The organism is Peribacillus sp. FSL M8-0224 (assembly GCF_038003055.1).
GTDB lineage: Bacteria > Bacillota > Bacilli > Bacillales > DSM-1321 > Peribacillus > Peribacillus frigoritolerans.
The window spans coordinates 1,321,608-1,336,028 of the sequence record NZ_JBBOOJ010000001.1 but is presented as its reverse complement, the minus strand read 5'-3'; the positions used below and the strand labels follow the sequence as shown (position 1 = coordinate 1,336,028).

Sequence of the window (14,421 nt, the reverse complement as noted above, 5' to 3'; positions counted from 1 at the left end):
GGATGTTCTTATTGCAGAATCGAGGAAGTTATATAAACCTTTTCAACTTTTCCTTCTTCCATTAATTCATTCATTCTAGTCTTTAAAGCTTCCTGAAGCTTTTCCTTGCCTTTTTTACCGGTTAACTCTTCCGCTTTCATTTCGGATAGTTCGGTAATGATGATATTTTTCACTTGAAAATTTCTTTTTTCCAACTCTTCTTTTGCTTTTTTATTTTCTGTTTGAACCATAAATGAGATTTTAATATAATCATTGCCGGCAAGATTCGTAGTAATTTCAGGAACCTCCACTGATGATTCCACAATTTCGTCAATGCTAGGTTTATCTTCGGCAGATGTGGGATCAGATAACTTTGTCACAACCACGACCGCTATGACACCAACAAGCGTTATAGCCACGAGTATAATCAACATAATAGTCAATAGGTTTTTTTTCATGAACTTTCCTCCACATCCTTACGAAAACCGAGAACATTAACGGTACGATAAAATTGTATGATAGCTGCAACCAGTTCCTCTTCCTTCTCTAGCACAACGATTTTCTTACCATTTGTGAAAGTAATGGTCGTATCTGGCAATGACTCGACTGTGTCTATGTACAATGCATTTATATGAAAGTATTTGCCATTGAGCCTTCTGACTTTGATAATGATATTTAGGAGCCAGAGCAAAAGACCTGGCTCCTCCCTCCCTTAACCTATCGTTTTAAGTTAACTAATTCCTGTAAAATTTCATCCGACGTCGTAATGATCCTGGAATTCGACTGGAAACCACGTTGAGCAACGATCATTTCAGTAAATTCTTCGGATAAATCCACATTGGACATTTCCAATGAACCTGATGCAATCACACCGCGCCCCTCACCTGCGATATTGATGTTTGCAGTACCTGAATTGATTGATTCCTGAAAAGTATTACCACCCGTTTTCGTCAAGCCTGATGCATTGGAAAACTTGGCAACGGCCAGTTGGCCTAAGGTTGTGATAAGTCCATTGGAATAAACGCCATTTATTTCCCCTGATGAACCAATATTGAAACTTTCCAGTTTACCTTCTTTATTACCGTCCGGATTGACAAGAGCAGTAGTGGAACCTTTAACTTGAGTGAGGTTCGAGAAATCAAAATCCAAATTAACTTTTTGAACGCTTTCATCAACTGCTGTATCCGAGTCATCCTCATTGCCGCTTGAAATGTTAATGGTTTGACCTGCCTGGGTTTTATCTGCTGCCACAATCTGACCATTAGCATCGAAATTCACTGAAGTGAACGGCTTTGGTTTAGTTGCTGAGGTATCCCCCAAAGCAGCAGGTTCTTCATCAAATAGCTCCCATTTATCATCACCGTTTTTTTGGAAATAGATAGTTGCCGTTTGTTCTTTTCCCTTTTCATCCACAACTTTCATTTGCTGGCTAAATACGGTCCCATCAATTGCATCAGAAGCTAGATTTCCACTTACTGATATTTTAGTAGTGGTAATGGCAGGTAAAATCGCATTGACGTTAACAGCAACGTCGTCAATCGTTTTTGATCGTTTCCCGTTTTCATCAATCTTGTATGCCTGTACTTTCAAACCATTCGCGTTTACAAGCGTACCATTATCATCCAGATAAAAGTTACCTGCACGTGTATATGAAAGAGAATCACCTTGCTTGACGACAAAATAGCCATCCCCGGATATCCCTAAATCAAGATCGCGGCCGGTGGTTTGCAGGCTTGACTGTGTATGGATCGTATCGATTGTAGCAATCGTGGAGCCCAATCCAATTTGTTTGGAATTGGTTCCGCCTTTATTGGCTGTTGCTGCACTTGCACCAGATACCGTTTGGTTCATCGCATCACTGAATGTCACACGGCTTTTTTTGAAACCATATGTATTGACATTGGCAACGTTATTACCGATAACATCCAATTTTGTTTGTAAGTTTTTTAATCCGCTTATTCCCGAATACATTGAACGAAGCATGTAAAGCTCCCCTTTCATATAACGACTGCTTCCGTCATTCCGCAGTCCAGGCTTCCTTTTCCAAGTCCAGCCTATTTATCTATAATTATGGTTCCATTGATTTTCGTGAAAATTTGTGATGTTGCTTCATCTCTGTCCATGACCGTGATGACCTTGTTGTTTTCCGTGCTTACTATGAGTGCCGCATTAGCTGTAATAAAAAGAGCTTCGGTTACCCCCATCTTGTTGGCCTCTTTGGCTTTATGGGCTATTTTGTCCCAAGTTTGCGGAAATGCTGTCGAAAACCTTGTGGGATCATCTGCCTTTGCCTAAACTGTAATTGGGTTTGTGACATCAGCTCAGCGGAATCTGCTTGAATACCAAGTTTATTCATATTCCTGCCCCTTAAGCTTCAGCGATTTTTATCAATTGCCCTGATGATAACTTGGTTTTGTTTTCATCATCCACTTCAATTTGCAGCTTGCCATTACTCATGGATACCGAGATTACAACAGCGGACGACTCTCCATTTTTTTCGTCCATCCAGGAAACGCGCTTGCCTATTAATTCACTTGCCGCCGTCAGGCTATTCGCCGTGGAACTTGTTTGTTTCATTGCTGAAATATTTGCGGGTTCAAGCTTTGTGCCATCTTCTAAAAGAAAATAAACACCATCCCCCTTATATTGGATGGATTTAACGATGCCTGTCCCTTCTTCTATCGCAAGGTCGTCATCTCCCTCATCCAATTTGTGCCAAGTTACTTCCTTTCCTACAAAAGAGTTATAGTCCATTAAACTATTTTGTTGATTGATCCCAATTATTTCTTCCAATTGGGCTCCCATATTCATCATCTGTTCCAGAGAAGAAAAAGTGGCCATTTGGGCGATGAATTCCGTATTATCCATCGGACTTGAAGGATCTTGGTTTTGAAGCTGGGTAAGCAACAATTTCAAGAAATCATCTTTTCCCAATGCATCCCCGGCTTTTCTGTTTTCAGTTTGAGATTTTGGTAATAATAGCGACGTATCGATGGTCGTCATTTTTTCACCTACACTTCCAGATTTAACAGAGCATCGGCAAAGGATCCCATAAACTCGCTTTCCGCCTCATCATTGTTTTCTTCCTTACTCTCCTGTTGTTCATTATGTTCTTCCGCATCTTTCTGGCTGAATTTCTCAGAGTTAAAAGCATTGAAGGCCTGTGATATTTCAATTCTTTCAATTTGAATGTTTTGTCCGCTAAAGGCGTGTTTTAAACCATGAATCTGATTCTCCAGCATATCTTTGGCCTGGGCAGTAGTAGCCAGAATCTTGGCTGACAGCATACCATCCTTTTCAATCAACTCGATTCTTAGGGACCCTAAATGTTCAGGATTCAATCTGAACAACAGTTTATTTACACCGTTAGTTCCGCTAAAGTTAGCCTTACTTAAAATATTTTCAAATTGCTTAACAAACTCTTCTTGACTGACGGTTTGCTCACCTTTTGGAGCTGCCAAGACGAATTGTTCCAGCTTTGTCATGAGAAAAGGCATACCTGGCCCTTGATGTTTACCGCTATCCGTACTTTGCAAAGTCACACCGCTGCCCACTGTCCCGTCCTTAGTTACTTTGTCACTCCCGGATAATTGCGAGAATGCGCTTTTCAATGTTTCTATGGCTTTTGTTTGCCCTTTCTCCAACGTGTTAAAAGATCGGTCAATTTCTGATTTAGACTGATTGGACAGCCATTTCTCCAGCTTTCCCGTTATCCCTTCAAGGAGGCGTTTCATTTGTTTCTGGATGGCCGCTTCATCTTGTTTCATATCCTTATTCTCCGAGAGAAGAGCTTGAATTTTCACCAGTTTCAAAAGATTCACCACACCAGATAAGGGGAAGTCTTGCCATTCTTCTTCGCTCAATGCAGTAACTTTTTTCAGGATTGTATACAGTTCCATGACATCGGCAGATAACAAACTTTGTGGATTCAGGCTGAAGTCATCCACTTCTTGTTCTAAATCCAGTTCCTCGATGCTCGTTAAGAAATCAGCAAGGGCATCCTCATCATTTCCAGCTACATTCGTTAGGACCTGTAAAATATGTTTGTTGTCTCGTTGGTTTACTGTAGGGGCAACGGCTGCATTCTCTTCCCCTTTATCACTCAACCTTTCAAGTTTCAAAAAAACAAGCAAATCCTTTATTACAGACATTCGTCCTTCAGTGATGGCTGCCATATCCGATTGAATGGAGAGTTCTGCCCCCATGGCTGATCGAAGGACGGAACCAAACCCTGAATTAGTTTGCTGATTTGCCTTAATTGGTACCTTTAGATTCAATGATGCCAAAGGAAGTACAGAATTAATGGTTGAATTCATCTATTCACCTCCTCACTCTTTCCGCTTAAGAACCTTGTTCAGTTAGTTTCTTCGTTAATCTTGCAGCATCAGCTGTTGTCATTTTCTCCAAAACCTTAGCTAAAGTGGCTGCTTTCATACTTGAGAGAATTTCCACTGCATCTTCATCATTCATTTCTGTAATGATAGGTGCAGCTCTCTTGGGAGCCATCGTTTCATAAGTACGGATTATATCTTTGAACGCTTGTTTACTATTATTCTGACCATCCTTAAGTTGATTCATTTCTGTTTGAAGCTGCTGTTTTTCCGCTTCTGCCTTTGCAATGGCCTTGTCACGTGTATCAATGATGCCCTCAAGCTTTTCTATCTCTTTTTCCTTATTTTCAATCTCGGTTTCTAATTTTTCGAGCTTCATGGAAACTTTCTCATCATTCTTCGCTGATTTACCAATCTCTTCACCCTTTTGATCCGATTCAATGAAGGGTATTTTCGCCGACATTTCCTTTGCCTTTTCCACTACATTCACCCCTGCAACGGTAAAAACGATCAACGCTACAGTTACCGCAAAGATTAATGGAATGAAGATGACAAGAAACCATTGAAACTTGCTTATCTTGCTTTCTTTCAATTCATTAGATTCACTTTTTTTACGCATTCCATCACCTTACGCCTTTGCTTAAGTATTGCCGGATAGATATTTCATCCATTTCTTTGTTCTCAGCTTCCTTCATGACATCGAGAAATTCAAGCAAATCATTTTCTTTCATTTTCTCGTACTTTTTAACCTCGACATTTCTTTCCATTAATATATCCCGTTGAGTATTCATCTTGTATCGCGCTTCAATGACTTCCTGTTGACAGAGGCTTAAGAGTTTTTCCAAATTGTCCATAAATAACTGATGATGACGAATATCCTGAACGGATAATCCATTTCGCAGCTTCTCCTGTTGAAACTCAAGCAACTCTTCTTTTTTCTTTAAAAGCTTATATAATTTTTCTGCCACTTCTTCAAATTTTTTTAAAGCGGCATTATATTTAGCTAGTGCATCGGTTTTTTCTTTTTCTTTGATGGACAGGATCTTCTCGAATTTATATTGATAAATCATCATTAATCACCTTTCTCCATCAATTCGACAAGGGCGTTGATACTATTATCTTTAGAAGCTTTTTCAAGGGTTCCTTGCTTTAAAAATGAAATGATGTCCGGATAGCGTGTAATTGAATGATCAATTTGTTTGGAAGACCCCTTCTTATAAGCTCCTATATTTATCAAATCTTCTGACTCCATATAGGTTGATAAACTTGCCCGCAATTTTTCTGCAGCGTTTTTATGCTTTTCACCAACAATATTGTTCATGACACGACTAATGCTCTTTAATACATTAAGCGCTGGAAACTGTCCTTTATTGGCCAAATTACGGTCCAGTATGAAGTGACCATCCAAAATTCCCCTGACAGCATCAGCAATCGGTTCATTCATATCATCACCGTCGACGAGAACTGTGTAAAAAGCTGTAATGGTACCCAACAGATTTGTTCCCGTTCTTTCGAGTAACCTTGGAAGGATGGCAAAAACGGATGGCGTATATCCTTTGGTCGTCGGCGGTTCCCCGATGGCAAGCCCAATTTCCCTCTGGGCCATCGCAACCCTCGTGACCGAATCCATCATCAGCATCACATTCAATCCCTTATCACGAAAATATTCAGCGATGGCAGTTGCCGTCAAAGCACCCTTTATCCTCATCAACGCTGGCTGGTCAGATGTCGCCACTACAACGATTGATCGTGCCAGCCCTTCTGGTCCAAGATCTTTCTCAATGAATTCCCGAACTTCACGGCCCCGTTCTCCAATAAGACCGATTACATTTAAGTCCGCCGTCGTATTCCTTGCCACCATTCCAAGCAACGTGCTTTTCCCGACACCGCTCCCTGCAAAGATACCAACACGTTGTCCTTTTCCAACTGTTAATAAACTATCAATCACTCGAACTCCTACATCTATCGGCTCATTAATGGGAGGTCGTTTCATCGGATTCGGCGGATCTTGATCCACAGAAATTGTCGCGAGACCTTTTGGAAGCATAGAGTCATCTATAGGGTGTCCCAATGGGTCGACTACTTTGCCAATCAGCCCACTTCCCACCTTTATCTCAAGGCTCCGTCCGCTCCCTTCCACGATACACCCCGGTGCAATATCACTAACTGCTGTAAACGGCATTAAAATAACCATTTCATCACGGAAGCCGACAACTTCAGCCAAGATTCTATTTTTCTTTTTTTGTATACCTGTATAGATATAACAAATATCGCCTACAGAGCTTTCAGGGCCTTGAGATTCTATCATTAGCCCCACGACACGTTTGACCCGTCCATAATGTTTGAAAGGATCAACTTCATCAACTAAGGCCAATAGGTCTCTAGTTTTCATCTCTACTCCCCTTCCAGCACTTCAGTTAGTTTCACTTTTATTTCCTGCAGCTGACTGTCGACACTGGCATCCATCCTTCCGTTTTCGGATTCAATGATACAGCTGCTTTCTTCAAGCTCATCATCCGGAAAGATATACAACTCGGTATCTTTCGGAAAGATTGCCATCAATTCATCTTTATGAGAAAGAATCGATTGATATTGGATTGGATGGATATGCAATTGCACTTCACGATAATCCCTCACCTCTTTGATGGCTCTTTTGACTATGGATAAAAAAGACACTTCATCTTTTTCAAGCTGTTGCCCGATAATTTTCTCTGCCACTTTCAGGGCAAGATTCAAAATAACCCTCTCAGATGATTCAATGTGGTGCCGATAATCTTTTTTAGAAGACTCTACCACTTCCTTAGCGAAGGCTATTTCCGCTGCAATCTCGCTATACCCCTTTTGAATACCATCTTCGACTCCCTGCCGATACCCTTCTTTTTGAGCTTGTTCGATAAACATTGCTTTCTCTTGATTCTCCCATTGTTCTCGGTCTTGCTGGATTTCGGCATCAATCGCTTGGGCTTTTTGTTTAGCTTCAAGCAATAACGTTTTCGCTTCCTGTTTAGCATCATTAAGAAATTCATCAGATTGAAGATAATGAAGGTTTTTCCGCTCATCTGCAACATCATTTTGAAGAAAGTCGAAAGGGCGAACTTTTATTGCAATCTTTTTGCTTTTCTCCTGGTTAGCCTGCTGGGATTTGATAATCCTAGACAATGATATCATCCCCTCCGCCGCGGGCTATCACAATATCACCAGTTTCCTCCAGTTTTCGAATGACGGCAACAATTCTTGATTGTGCTTCTTCCACATCACGCAAACGTACCGGTCCCATAAATTCCATTTCTTCCTGGAACGTTTCAACCATACGTTTTGACATGTTGCGAAAGACGATTTCCTTCACTTCATCACTAGCCACTTTAAGAGAAAGTTTAAGGTCTTCGTTATCAGATTCCCTGACTACTCGCTGAATCGCCCTGCCATCAAGGGTCACGATATCTTCAAAAACAAACATTCGTTTCTTGATTTCCTCAGCAAGCTCCGGATCTTGGATTTCAAGTGCATCCAAAATCGTTCTTTCCGTTGAGCGGTCAACACCATTCAACACATCTACAACAGCTTCAACTCCACCAGTCTGTGTATAATCTTGGGTTACGGTCGCAGAAAGTTTCCTTTCGAGTATTTGCTCCACTTCATTGATGATTTCCGGAGAAGTGCTATCCATTAATGCAATCCTTCTTGCAATATCGGCCTGCACCTCTTGCGGAAGTTCAGACAATATTTGTCCAGCCTGTGTGGGATCAAGGTAAGACAGGATTAATGCAATGATCTGCGGATGCTCGTTCTGGATGAAATTCAAGATTTGTCCAGGATCTGCCTTTCGTGCAAAGTCGAATGGACGAACCTGTAAGGATGATGTTAAACGGTTAATGATGGCGGTTGCCTGATCAGTGCCTAATGCTTTTTCTAGTACCTGCTTCGCATATCCTATCCCGCCCTGCGAGATGTAATCCTGTGCCAAAGCAATATTATGGAATTCTTCCAGGATTTCTTCTTTATCATGGGGGTCCACTTTCCTCACTCCAGAGATTTCAAGGGTCAATCTCTCAATTTCCTCTTCAGTAAGATGCTTATATACGGATGCAGAAACATCCGGGCCTAAGGAAATAAGGAGGATGGCAGCTTTCTGTTTGCCAGTCAATCCGGCCTTTTTTTTTCTTTCTGTCACTTTCCAAGCCTCCTAGTCTTCCGCTATCCAGCTTCTTAATAATTTTGCAAATTCATCCGGCTTTTCTTTTGCAAGTTTCTCCAATTGTTTTCTTTTTAAGGATGCTTCCGTTTCCTTCTCTTTGTTCAAATCCGGAACTTCGAATACGACCTCTTCCTCTTCAACCACGTACTCCTCTTCCATTTCAGCTTGTTTTCGGGACCGGAGGAATAAGATTAATAGAATGATAATGGCAAGTATTAGCACTCCGCCGACGATGTACGCCCAAATTGGTAACGAAGGATTCGTTTCATCTTTTTGCACCTTCATTTTTCCGTTAAACGGCTGAACGGAAATCGCAATTTTATTATTAAGCTCCTCGTCCGTCAGTTCTTCCCCTTCAGCTTTTTTCTCGATTGTCGTGCGTATTATCGTACCTAGGATTTGTGTAATATCATCCACACTCTGTTGAGATAAAGAATCCGGATCGTCAGCTGAAGGCGGCTCGACCATGACTTGAATACCTAAATCTTTAACTTTATATGGGCTTTCGACTATTTCTTTCTTGATTCGGTTCACTTCACTATTTATCGTTTCATCCACTTTTTCATAATCACCGGAACCGTTTGTGCCTTCAGCATATTGGGTTCCCAATGAATCTGAGGAATCCTCACTTTGCGGAACGCCTCCTGCCCCCGCTGCGTCCCCGCTATACGATTCATTGATTCTTTGCGCAGAAATCTCAATCCCAGCCATATTTTCTTCATCGACCGGTTCAACTAAATTCTCTTCCCGATTTTCTTGAGTGAAATCGATGTCTGTCGTGACTGAAACTACGACTTTGTCTCTTCCCATTATCGTTCCAAGCATATTTTGTACCTGTCTTTGAATATCGCGTTCTATCTCTTTTTTTATTTCGTTTTGGGTAGCAAATACGGACGCAAAAGAAGAATTTTGTTTTTCAAGATCGAAGTACTCAAACTCTTGGTTCATAATGACGATATTATCTGTAGGGAGATTCGGAACACTTTTTGAGACAAGATGGTAAAGGGAATTGATTTGACTTTCCTCAAATTTATAACCGGGTTTCGTATTCAATACAATGGATGCTGACGCTTCCCCAGCTGAATCACTGACAAAAACTCCTTCATCAGGAAGAGTGATCATTACACTGGCATCTTCCACTCCATCAATCTTTTTTATTAAACTGGCCAATTCCGTTTGCATCGAGTCCAATTTAATGACATTGAATTCATTTTCAGTCATGCCGATACCGGCACTCTGACTAAAAAAGGAATAGTCGATGCTGCCCGATTCCGGAATTCCTTCTGCTGCCAGTTCCACTTTAAGTGAATCCAGTCTTTCTTCAGGAACTTTTATGGTCGTTCCATTTTCAGAAACTTCATTCATAATCCCTTGACTGTCTAGATTCTCTTTAATGCTCCCCGTTTCCGATGGAGTTAAGTTGGAGTATAAGGGCACCAGCGTCGTACGCGTGGTTAAAATTGAAACCGTCGTAATGATGATGATAATTAATGCTGCTGAACCAACCATCATGATTTTTTGGTTTTTACTGCGGCTCGTCCAGTAAGCAGTTATTTTGTTTTTAAAATTTACTAGTACTTCATTCATTTAAATCCCCCGGTCAGTCTATGAATTTATGATTGGGGGATTTCTTTTCCCCCTGGTCATTTTTCTCTATATTATGAGGTTAAAAAATGAATGCTATATACTCATTCTCATCATTTCCTGGTAGGTTTCCACAACCTTATTCCGAACCTCTAATGTAGCCTGCATGGTGACACTGGCTTTTTGTGAAGCTATCATCACCGAATGAAGCTCAACATCCTCTCCATTAACCAATTTGGTTGTAAGGTCATCAGATGCCACTTGTGTTTCGTTGACTTTATTCATTGATTCTTTTAATACCCACGCAAAATCCCTCTGTGCTTCGTATGGTGTATTAGTATTGCTCTGATCTTTTTTTAGTACATGATTTGCATTGGTCACTGCCGAAAGAGAAATCCCCTCCATGACAACATCTCCTTTCAAGATTTTATTTTCCGATTTCCAAAGCCTTCATCATCATTTCCTTTGATGCATTTAGAACTGTCACATTCGCTTCGTATGAACGTGTGACACTCATTAAATCAACCATTTCCCTAAGTGGGTCGACATTTGGCATTTCAACATAACCATCTTCATTGGCATCAGGATGGTCGGGATTGTAATCCAGTGCAAAAGGTGTTTTATCTCCTACTATTCCAGTCACCTTCACTCCATTCCCTACTTCGCTCGTTTTTCCGGATGCTGCGTTTAAGAAACTCGAAAAACCATTTTCCTTACTTTGCAACACAACCGATTTTCTTGTGTATGGCTTCCATGTTTTCGATTCAGCGTCATATTCCGCCCTGGTCGTATCGGCATTAGCCATATTAGCAGAGATTACATCCATCCTAACCCTTTGACTCGTCAGGCTAGATCCGGTCATGTTTATACTTTGGAAGATCCCCATCACTTACCTCCTCTAATTACATTCTGCAATGATTGAAACTTACCCGAAAGCCTGTCGGTTACTGCATTATAGTAAATTTGATTGGCAGCAAGATCCGTCATTTCCTTATCAATGTCCACGCTATTTCCATTGTTGTTATATCGGACATTTTTCTGCGCCACGATGTGAGAAGCATGACTCCCCTCTGATTTGAAGGTAAAGTGTCTTTCATCGGTACGATATGACTCGAGGGAAGATTCCAGCTCTGCCTTAAAGGACTTTGTTTTGTCAACATCTTTAGCTTTATAATTAGGCGTGTCCGAATTGGCTATGTTCTGTGAAATGACTTTTTGTTTTGCATTAGAATAATCAAGGGCATTTTCTAGTGATTGAAAAGTATTCGAAAATAATTCCATATCGATCACCTCTTTCTATAATTGACAGATAATTACTTTATCAATAAATTAACCCAGCCGATTTACGTTTTAATTTTAAAGAAACATTATAACTATGTCCATAAACAATACATAGACTTTAGACCTATTATCGTCGAAATTTGTCACAAATTGCTCAATTTTGTCTTTTTTCTTAGTATCATTATAGGGTTAATATTACGTAATCTTACATTTTAATATGATATTCTACATATTAACCAAATTTTACTTCTATTAACTTTTATATCATATCGAAAAACCTACCTATATACCTGATACTTTAGAACTAATTTTCACGTTTACTTTCAAATTTTTAATTTATTTTAGTTGATTTCACCCTTTAAAATAAAGGATTTATAAGAAAACAACGGATTGCTGCATTTTTTCTTTTTTGAAAAAAAACCGTTTTTATCAAAGTTTTGAACCATTCGACAAATTTCTCTAATGACTAAAACCGTTATCAATAGTCTTTTAAGAATCAAAAAGTTATCCTATCGTTCATTTACACCATTTCGACAGTTATAATAATATAATTACCCTTTATGGGAAATATTTAACTACTTTCTGCTTCAAACAGAAGCATGCCCATATTCACATGTCCATTTTATCTGAATTACCTCTTTTCCCTCCCCCTGCCCTTCACCGTATTTACCTGTTTGTCCCGGACAGTAACACATCCAAATATCAAAAAAAGGCAGCCCTTTTTTCAAGGACTGCCTTTCTATATGTTAATTATTTTTAAGCTTCTCTAATTCAAGAAGGAATTTATCGTTCAATACCTTGATATAAGTACCTTTCATTCCAAGAGAACGTGATTCAATGACCCCAGCACTTTCCAGTTTCCTTAGGGCATTTACGATAACGGAACGGGTGATGCCGACACGGTCCGCAATTTTTGATGCTACAAGCAGACCTTCATTACCTTTAAGTTCCTCAAAGATGTGCTCTATTGCTTCCAATTCACTGTAAGATAACGAGGAAATCGCCATTTGAACGACAGCTTTACTACGAGCTTCCTCTTCTATCTCTTCTGATTTTTCACGAAGGATTTCCATACCGACTACAGTCGCACCATATTCAGCCAAAATTAAATCATCATCGTGAAATTTTTCTTGTAAACGGGCAAGAACCAATGTTCCTAAACGTTCTCCCCCACCCATAATCGGTACGATCGTTGTTAATCCAGTTGAGAAAAGTTCCTTGTTTTCGACTGGGAAAGCAGTATATTCGCTTTCGATATCAAGATTCGAAGAGGTTTCAGGAATATTGAACAGGTTTTTTGTGTACTCTTCAGGGAATTGTTTATCTTCCAACATTTTGTACATGCGTTCGTTTTCAATTTGCTGACTTACTGCGATGCCAAGTAATTTCCCGCGGCGGCTGACGACGAATACATTTGCTTCGATAACTTCACTTAAACTCTCAGCCATTTCCTTGAAGTTAACTGCTTTACCTGCTGCTTTTTGGAGCATTGCATTGATTTTTCTTGTTTTTGCTAATAAGTTCATTTGATTTGTTCCTCCTAAAAATACCATGGTTCACAATAACTATGAAGTTGTATTTCCGTAATTTTATGTTCATTGCTTAGGCAAATCATTGCCAAAATTGTTTCTAATTAAAGGATAAACTGGCTTAAATCTTTGTTCCGGGCGATAGAACCAAGCTTACCTTCGACATATTGGGGCGTAATTGTAATCTTCTCCATCGTTATTTCCGGAGCTTCAAAAGATAAGTCTTCAAGCAACCGTTCCAAAATGGTATGAAGTCTTCTTGCACCAATATTGTCTGTGTTTTGATTTACTTCGAAGGCCACTTCTGCTATCTTACGAACAGCATCGTCAGAAAATTCAATTTCTATACCTTCAGTTTCCAATAAAGCAACATATTGTTTTAACAAGGCATTATCGGGTTCATGCAGAATCCGCACAAAGTCATCTACAGTCAGTTTGTTCAATTCTACACGAATTGGGAATCTACCTTGTAATTCCGGGATTAGGTCGGATGGCTTAGCCATATGAAAGGCCCCTGCAGCAATGAATAGGACATGATCCGTTTTAACTGAACCATATTTAGTCACTACTGTTGAACCTTCAACAATTGGCAGGATATCCCTTTGGACACCCTCTCTTGATACATCCGCTGATGAACTTCCAGATTGCTTACTGGCAATTTTGTCTATTTCATCTATGAAGATAATCCCATTTTGCTCAGCCCCGTATACTGCATCTGAAGTTACTTCATCCATATCAATCAATTTTGCCGCTTCTTCATTTGTTAAAACGGTTCTCGCTTCACTTACTTTCAATTTGCGCTTCTTGCTTTTTTTCGGCATCAAGCTTCCTAAAGCGTCCTGCATGTTCATCCCCATTTGTTCCATTCCCGAACCTTGGAGCATATCAAACATAGAAGCAGCCTGTTCTTCCACTTCGACCGTTATCATTTCACTTTCCAGCTCACCATTAGCCAGCTTTTCAGCGACGATTTTTCTTTTTTCCTGCAAACTTAAATCTTCGGAATTTTCTTCCGGATCCTGTTCGTCTTGATTGTTATTGCCTCCAAAAAAGACTTCAAGAGGATTCTTGAAATTACTCTGTTTTTTAGCCGATGGCACTAATAGCTCTATTAAACGGCGATTTGCATTTTCTTCTGCCCGTTCCTTTACACTGGCCATCTTTTCTTCCTTCACGAGGCGGACGGAAGTCTCCACCAAATCACGGACCATGGACTCTACATCCCGGCCGACATACCCGACTTCCGTAAATTTCGTTGCTTCAACTTTTACAAAAGGAGCACCCACCAATTTAGCCATTCTCCGAGCTATTTCTGTTTTCCCAACACCTGTCGGTCCAATCATTAATATATTCTTCGGAACGACTTCGTCACGAAGTTGATCCGAGAGAAGGGAACGTCGGTAGCGATTCCGAAGAGCCACTGCCACTGCCCGTTTTGCCTCACGCTGCCCAACGATATACTGATCCAGTTTTTCAACGATTTGCCTCGGTGTTAAATTAGCTTTTTTTGACATTTGCGCTC

17 protein-coding genes are annotated in these 14,421 nt (G+C 40.2%); all 17 read right to left on the bottom strand.

Translation table 11 applies throughout. The features are described from left to right. Window positions 1-8: 8 nt before the first annotated feature. The 17 genes from fliL to hslU all read right to left on the bottom strand — a co-directional run bounded on the left by fliL (window position 9) and on the right by hslU (window position 14,413). Window positions 9-437, bottom strand: a complete 429-nt coding sequence (fliL, locus tag MKX49_RS06535) for a flagellar basal body-associated protein FliL (RefSeq protein WP_063596269.1) — start codon at window positions 435-437, stop codon at window positions 9-11. Further along, window positions 434-670 (bottom strand): flagellar FlbD family protein, encoded by a 237-nt coding sequence (locus MKX49_RS06530; protein ID WP_445670114.1) that lies wholly within the window; start codon window positions 668-670, stop codon window positions 434-436. Before MKX49_RS06530 ends, fliL begins: the two co-directional genes overlap by 4 nt. A 26-nt stretch (window positions 671-696) precedes the next feature. Continuing rightward, on the bottom strand, window positions 697-1,962 hold the full coding sequence (locus MKX49_RS06525) for a flagellar hook protein FlgE (RefSeq protein ID WP_340875758.1): 1,266 nt from the start codon (window positions 1,960-1,962) through the stop codon (window positions 697-699). A 71-nt stretch (window positions 1,963-2,033) separates the two neighbouring features. Beyond that, complete coding sequence (locus MKX49_RS06520; protein ID WP_340875756.1) at window positions 2,034-2,183, bottom strand: hypothetical protein; 150 nt, start codon at window positions 2,181-2,183, stop codon at window positions 2,034-2,036. A gap of 163 nt (window positions 2,184-2,346) precedes the next feature. After that, entirely contained in the window at window positions 2,347-2,982 is a 636-nt protein-coding gene (gene flgD / locus MKX49_RS06515) for a flagellar hook assembly protein FlgD (RefSeq protein ID WP_289349448.1), read from the bottom strand. Between the two features lie 8 nt (window positions 2,983-2,990). Beyond that, entirely contained in the window at window positions 2,991-4,295 is a 1,305-nt protein-coding gene (locus MKX49_RS06510; RefSeq protein ID WP_340875754.1) for a flagellar hook-length control protein FliK, read from the bottom strand. A 25-nt stretch (window positions 4,296-4,320) separates the two neighbouring features. Then, complete coding sequence (locus MKX49_RS06505; protein ID WP_340875753.1) at window positions 4,321-4,929, bottom strand: MotE family protein; 609 nt, start codon at window positions 4,927-4,929, stop codon at window positions 4,321-4,323. A 4-nt stretch (window positions 4,930-4,933) separates the two neighbouring features. Beyond that, window positions 4,934-5,383 carry a flagellar export protein FliJ gene (gene fliJ / locus MKX49_RS06500; RefSeq protein ID WP_323598850.1) on the bottom strand — a complete coding sequence of 150 codons (450 nt, stop codon included), beginning with the start codon at window positions 5,381-5,383 and terminating at the stop codon, window positions 4,934-4,936. Further along, entirely contained in the window at window positions 5,383-6,702 is a 1,320-nt protein-coding gene (fliI, locus tag MKX49_RS06495) for a flagellar protein export ATPase FliI (RefSeq protein WP_340875751.1), read from the bottom strand. The genes fliJ and fliI overlap by 1 nt, the downstream gene beginning before the upstream one ends. Before the next feature lie 2 nt (window positions 6,703-6,704). Then, window positions 6,705-7,469, bottom strand: a complete 765-nt coding sequence (fliH, locus tag MKX49_RS06490) for a flagellar assembly protein FliH (protein ID WP_340875749.1) — start codon at window positions 7,467-7,469, stop codon at window positions 6,705-6,707. Continuing rightward, window positions 7,462-8,481: a flagellar motor switch protein FliG gene (gene fliG, locus MKX49_RS06485; RefSeq protein WP_340875746.1), complete on the bottom strand. Its 1,020-nt coding sequence runs from the start codon at window positions 8,479-8,481 to the stop codon at window positions 7,462-7,464. The genes fliH and fliG overlap by 8 nt, the downstream gene beginning before the upstream one ends. 12 nt (window positions 8,482-8,493) lie before the next feature. After that, window positions 8,494-10,092 carry a flagellar basal-body MS-ring/collar protein FliF gene (fliF, locus tag MKX49_RS06480; protein ID WP_340875743.1) on the bottom strand — a complete coding sequence of 533 codons (1,599 nt, stop codon included), beginning with the start codon at window positions 10,090-10,092 and terminating at the stop codon, window positions 8,494-8,496. 93 nt (window positions 10,093-10,185) lie between these two features. Continuing rightward, on the bottom strand, window positions 10,186-10,494 hold the full coding sequence (fliE, locus tag MKX49_RS06475) for a flagellar hook-basal body complex protein FliE (protein WP_340875741.1): 309 nt from the start codon (window positions 10,492-10,494) through the stop codon (window positions 10,186-10,188). 22 nt (window positions 10,495-10,516) lie between these two features. After that, the gene (flgC, locus tag MKX49_RS06470; RefSeq protein ID WP_340875739.1) at window positions 10,517-10,975 is read right to left on the bottom strand and encodes a flagellar basal body rod protein FlgC; all 459 of its coding nucleotides are present in this window, start codon (window positions 10,973-10,975) and stop codon (window positions 10,517-10,519) included. Beyond that, entirely contained in the window at window positions 10,975-11,370 is a 396-nt protein-coding gene (gene flgB, locus MKX49_RS06465) for a flagellar basal body rod protein FlgB (protein ID WP_063596280.1), read from the bottom strand. The genes flgC and flgB overlap by 1 nt, the downstream gene beginning before the upstream one ends. A gap of 746 nt (window positions 11,371-12,116) precedes the next feature. After that, window positions 12,117-12,896 (bottom strand): GTP-sensing pleiotropic transcriptional regulator CodY, encoded by a 780-nt coding sequence (gene codY, locus MKX49_RS06460; protein WP_034313657.1) that lies wholly within the window; start codon window positions 12,894-12,896, stop codon window positions 12,117-12,119. Window positions 12,897-13,003: 107 nt separating this feature from the next. After that, complete coding sequence (gene hslU / locus MKX49_RS06455) at window positions 13,004-14,413, bottom strand: HslU--HslV peptidase ATPase subunit (RefSeq protein ID WP_340875735.1); 1,410 nt, start codon at window positions 14,411-14,413, stop codon at window positions 13,004-13,006. Window positions 14,414-14,421 lie beyond the last annotated feature (8 nt).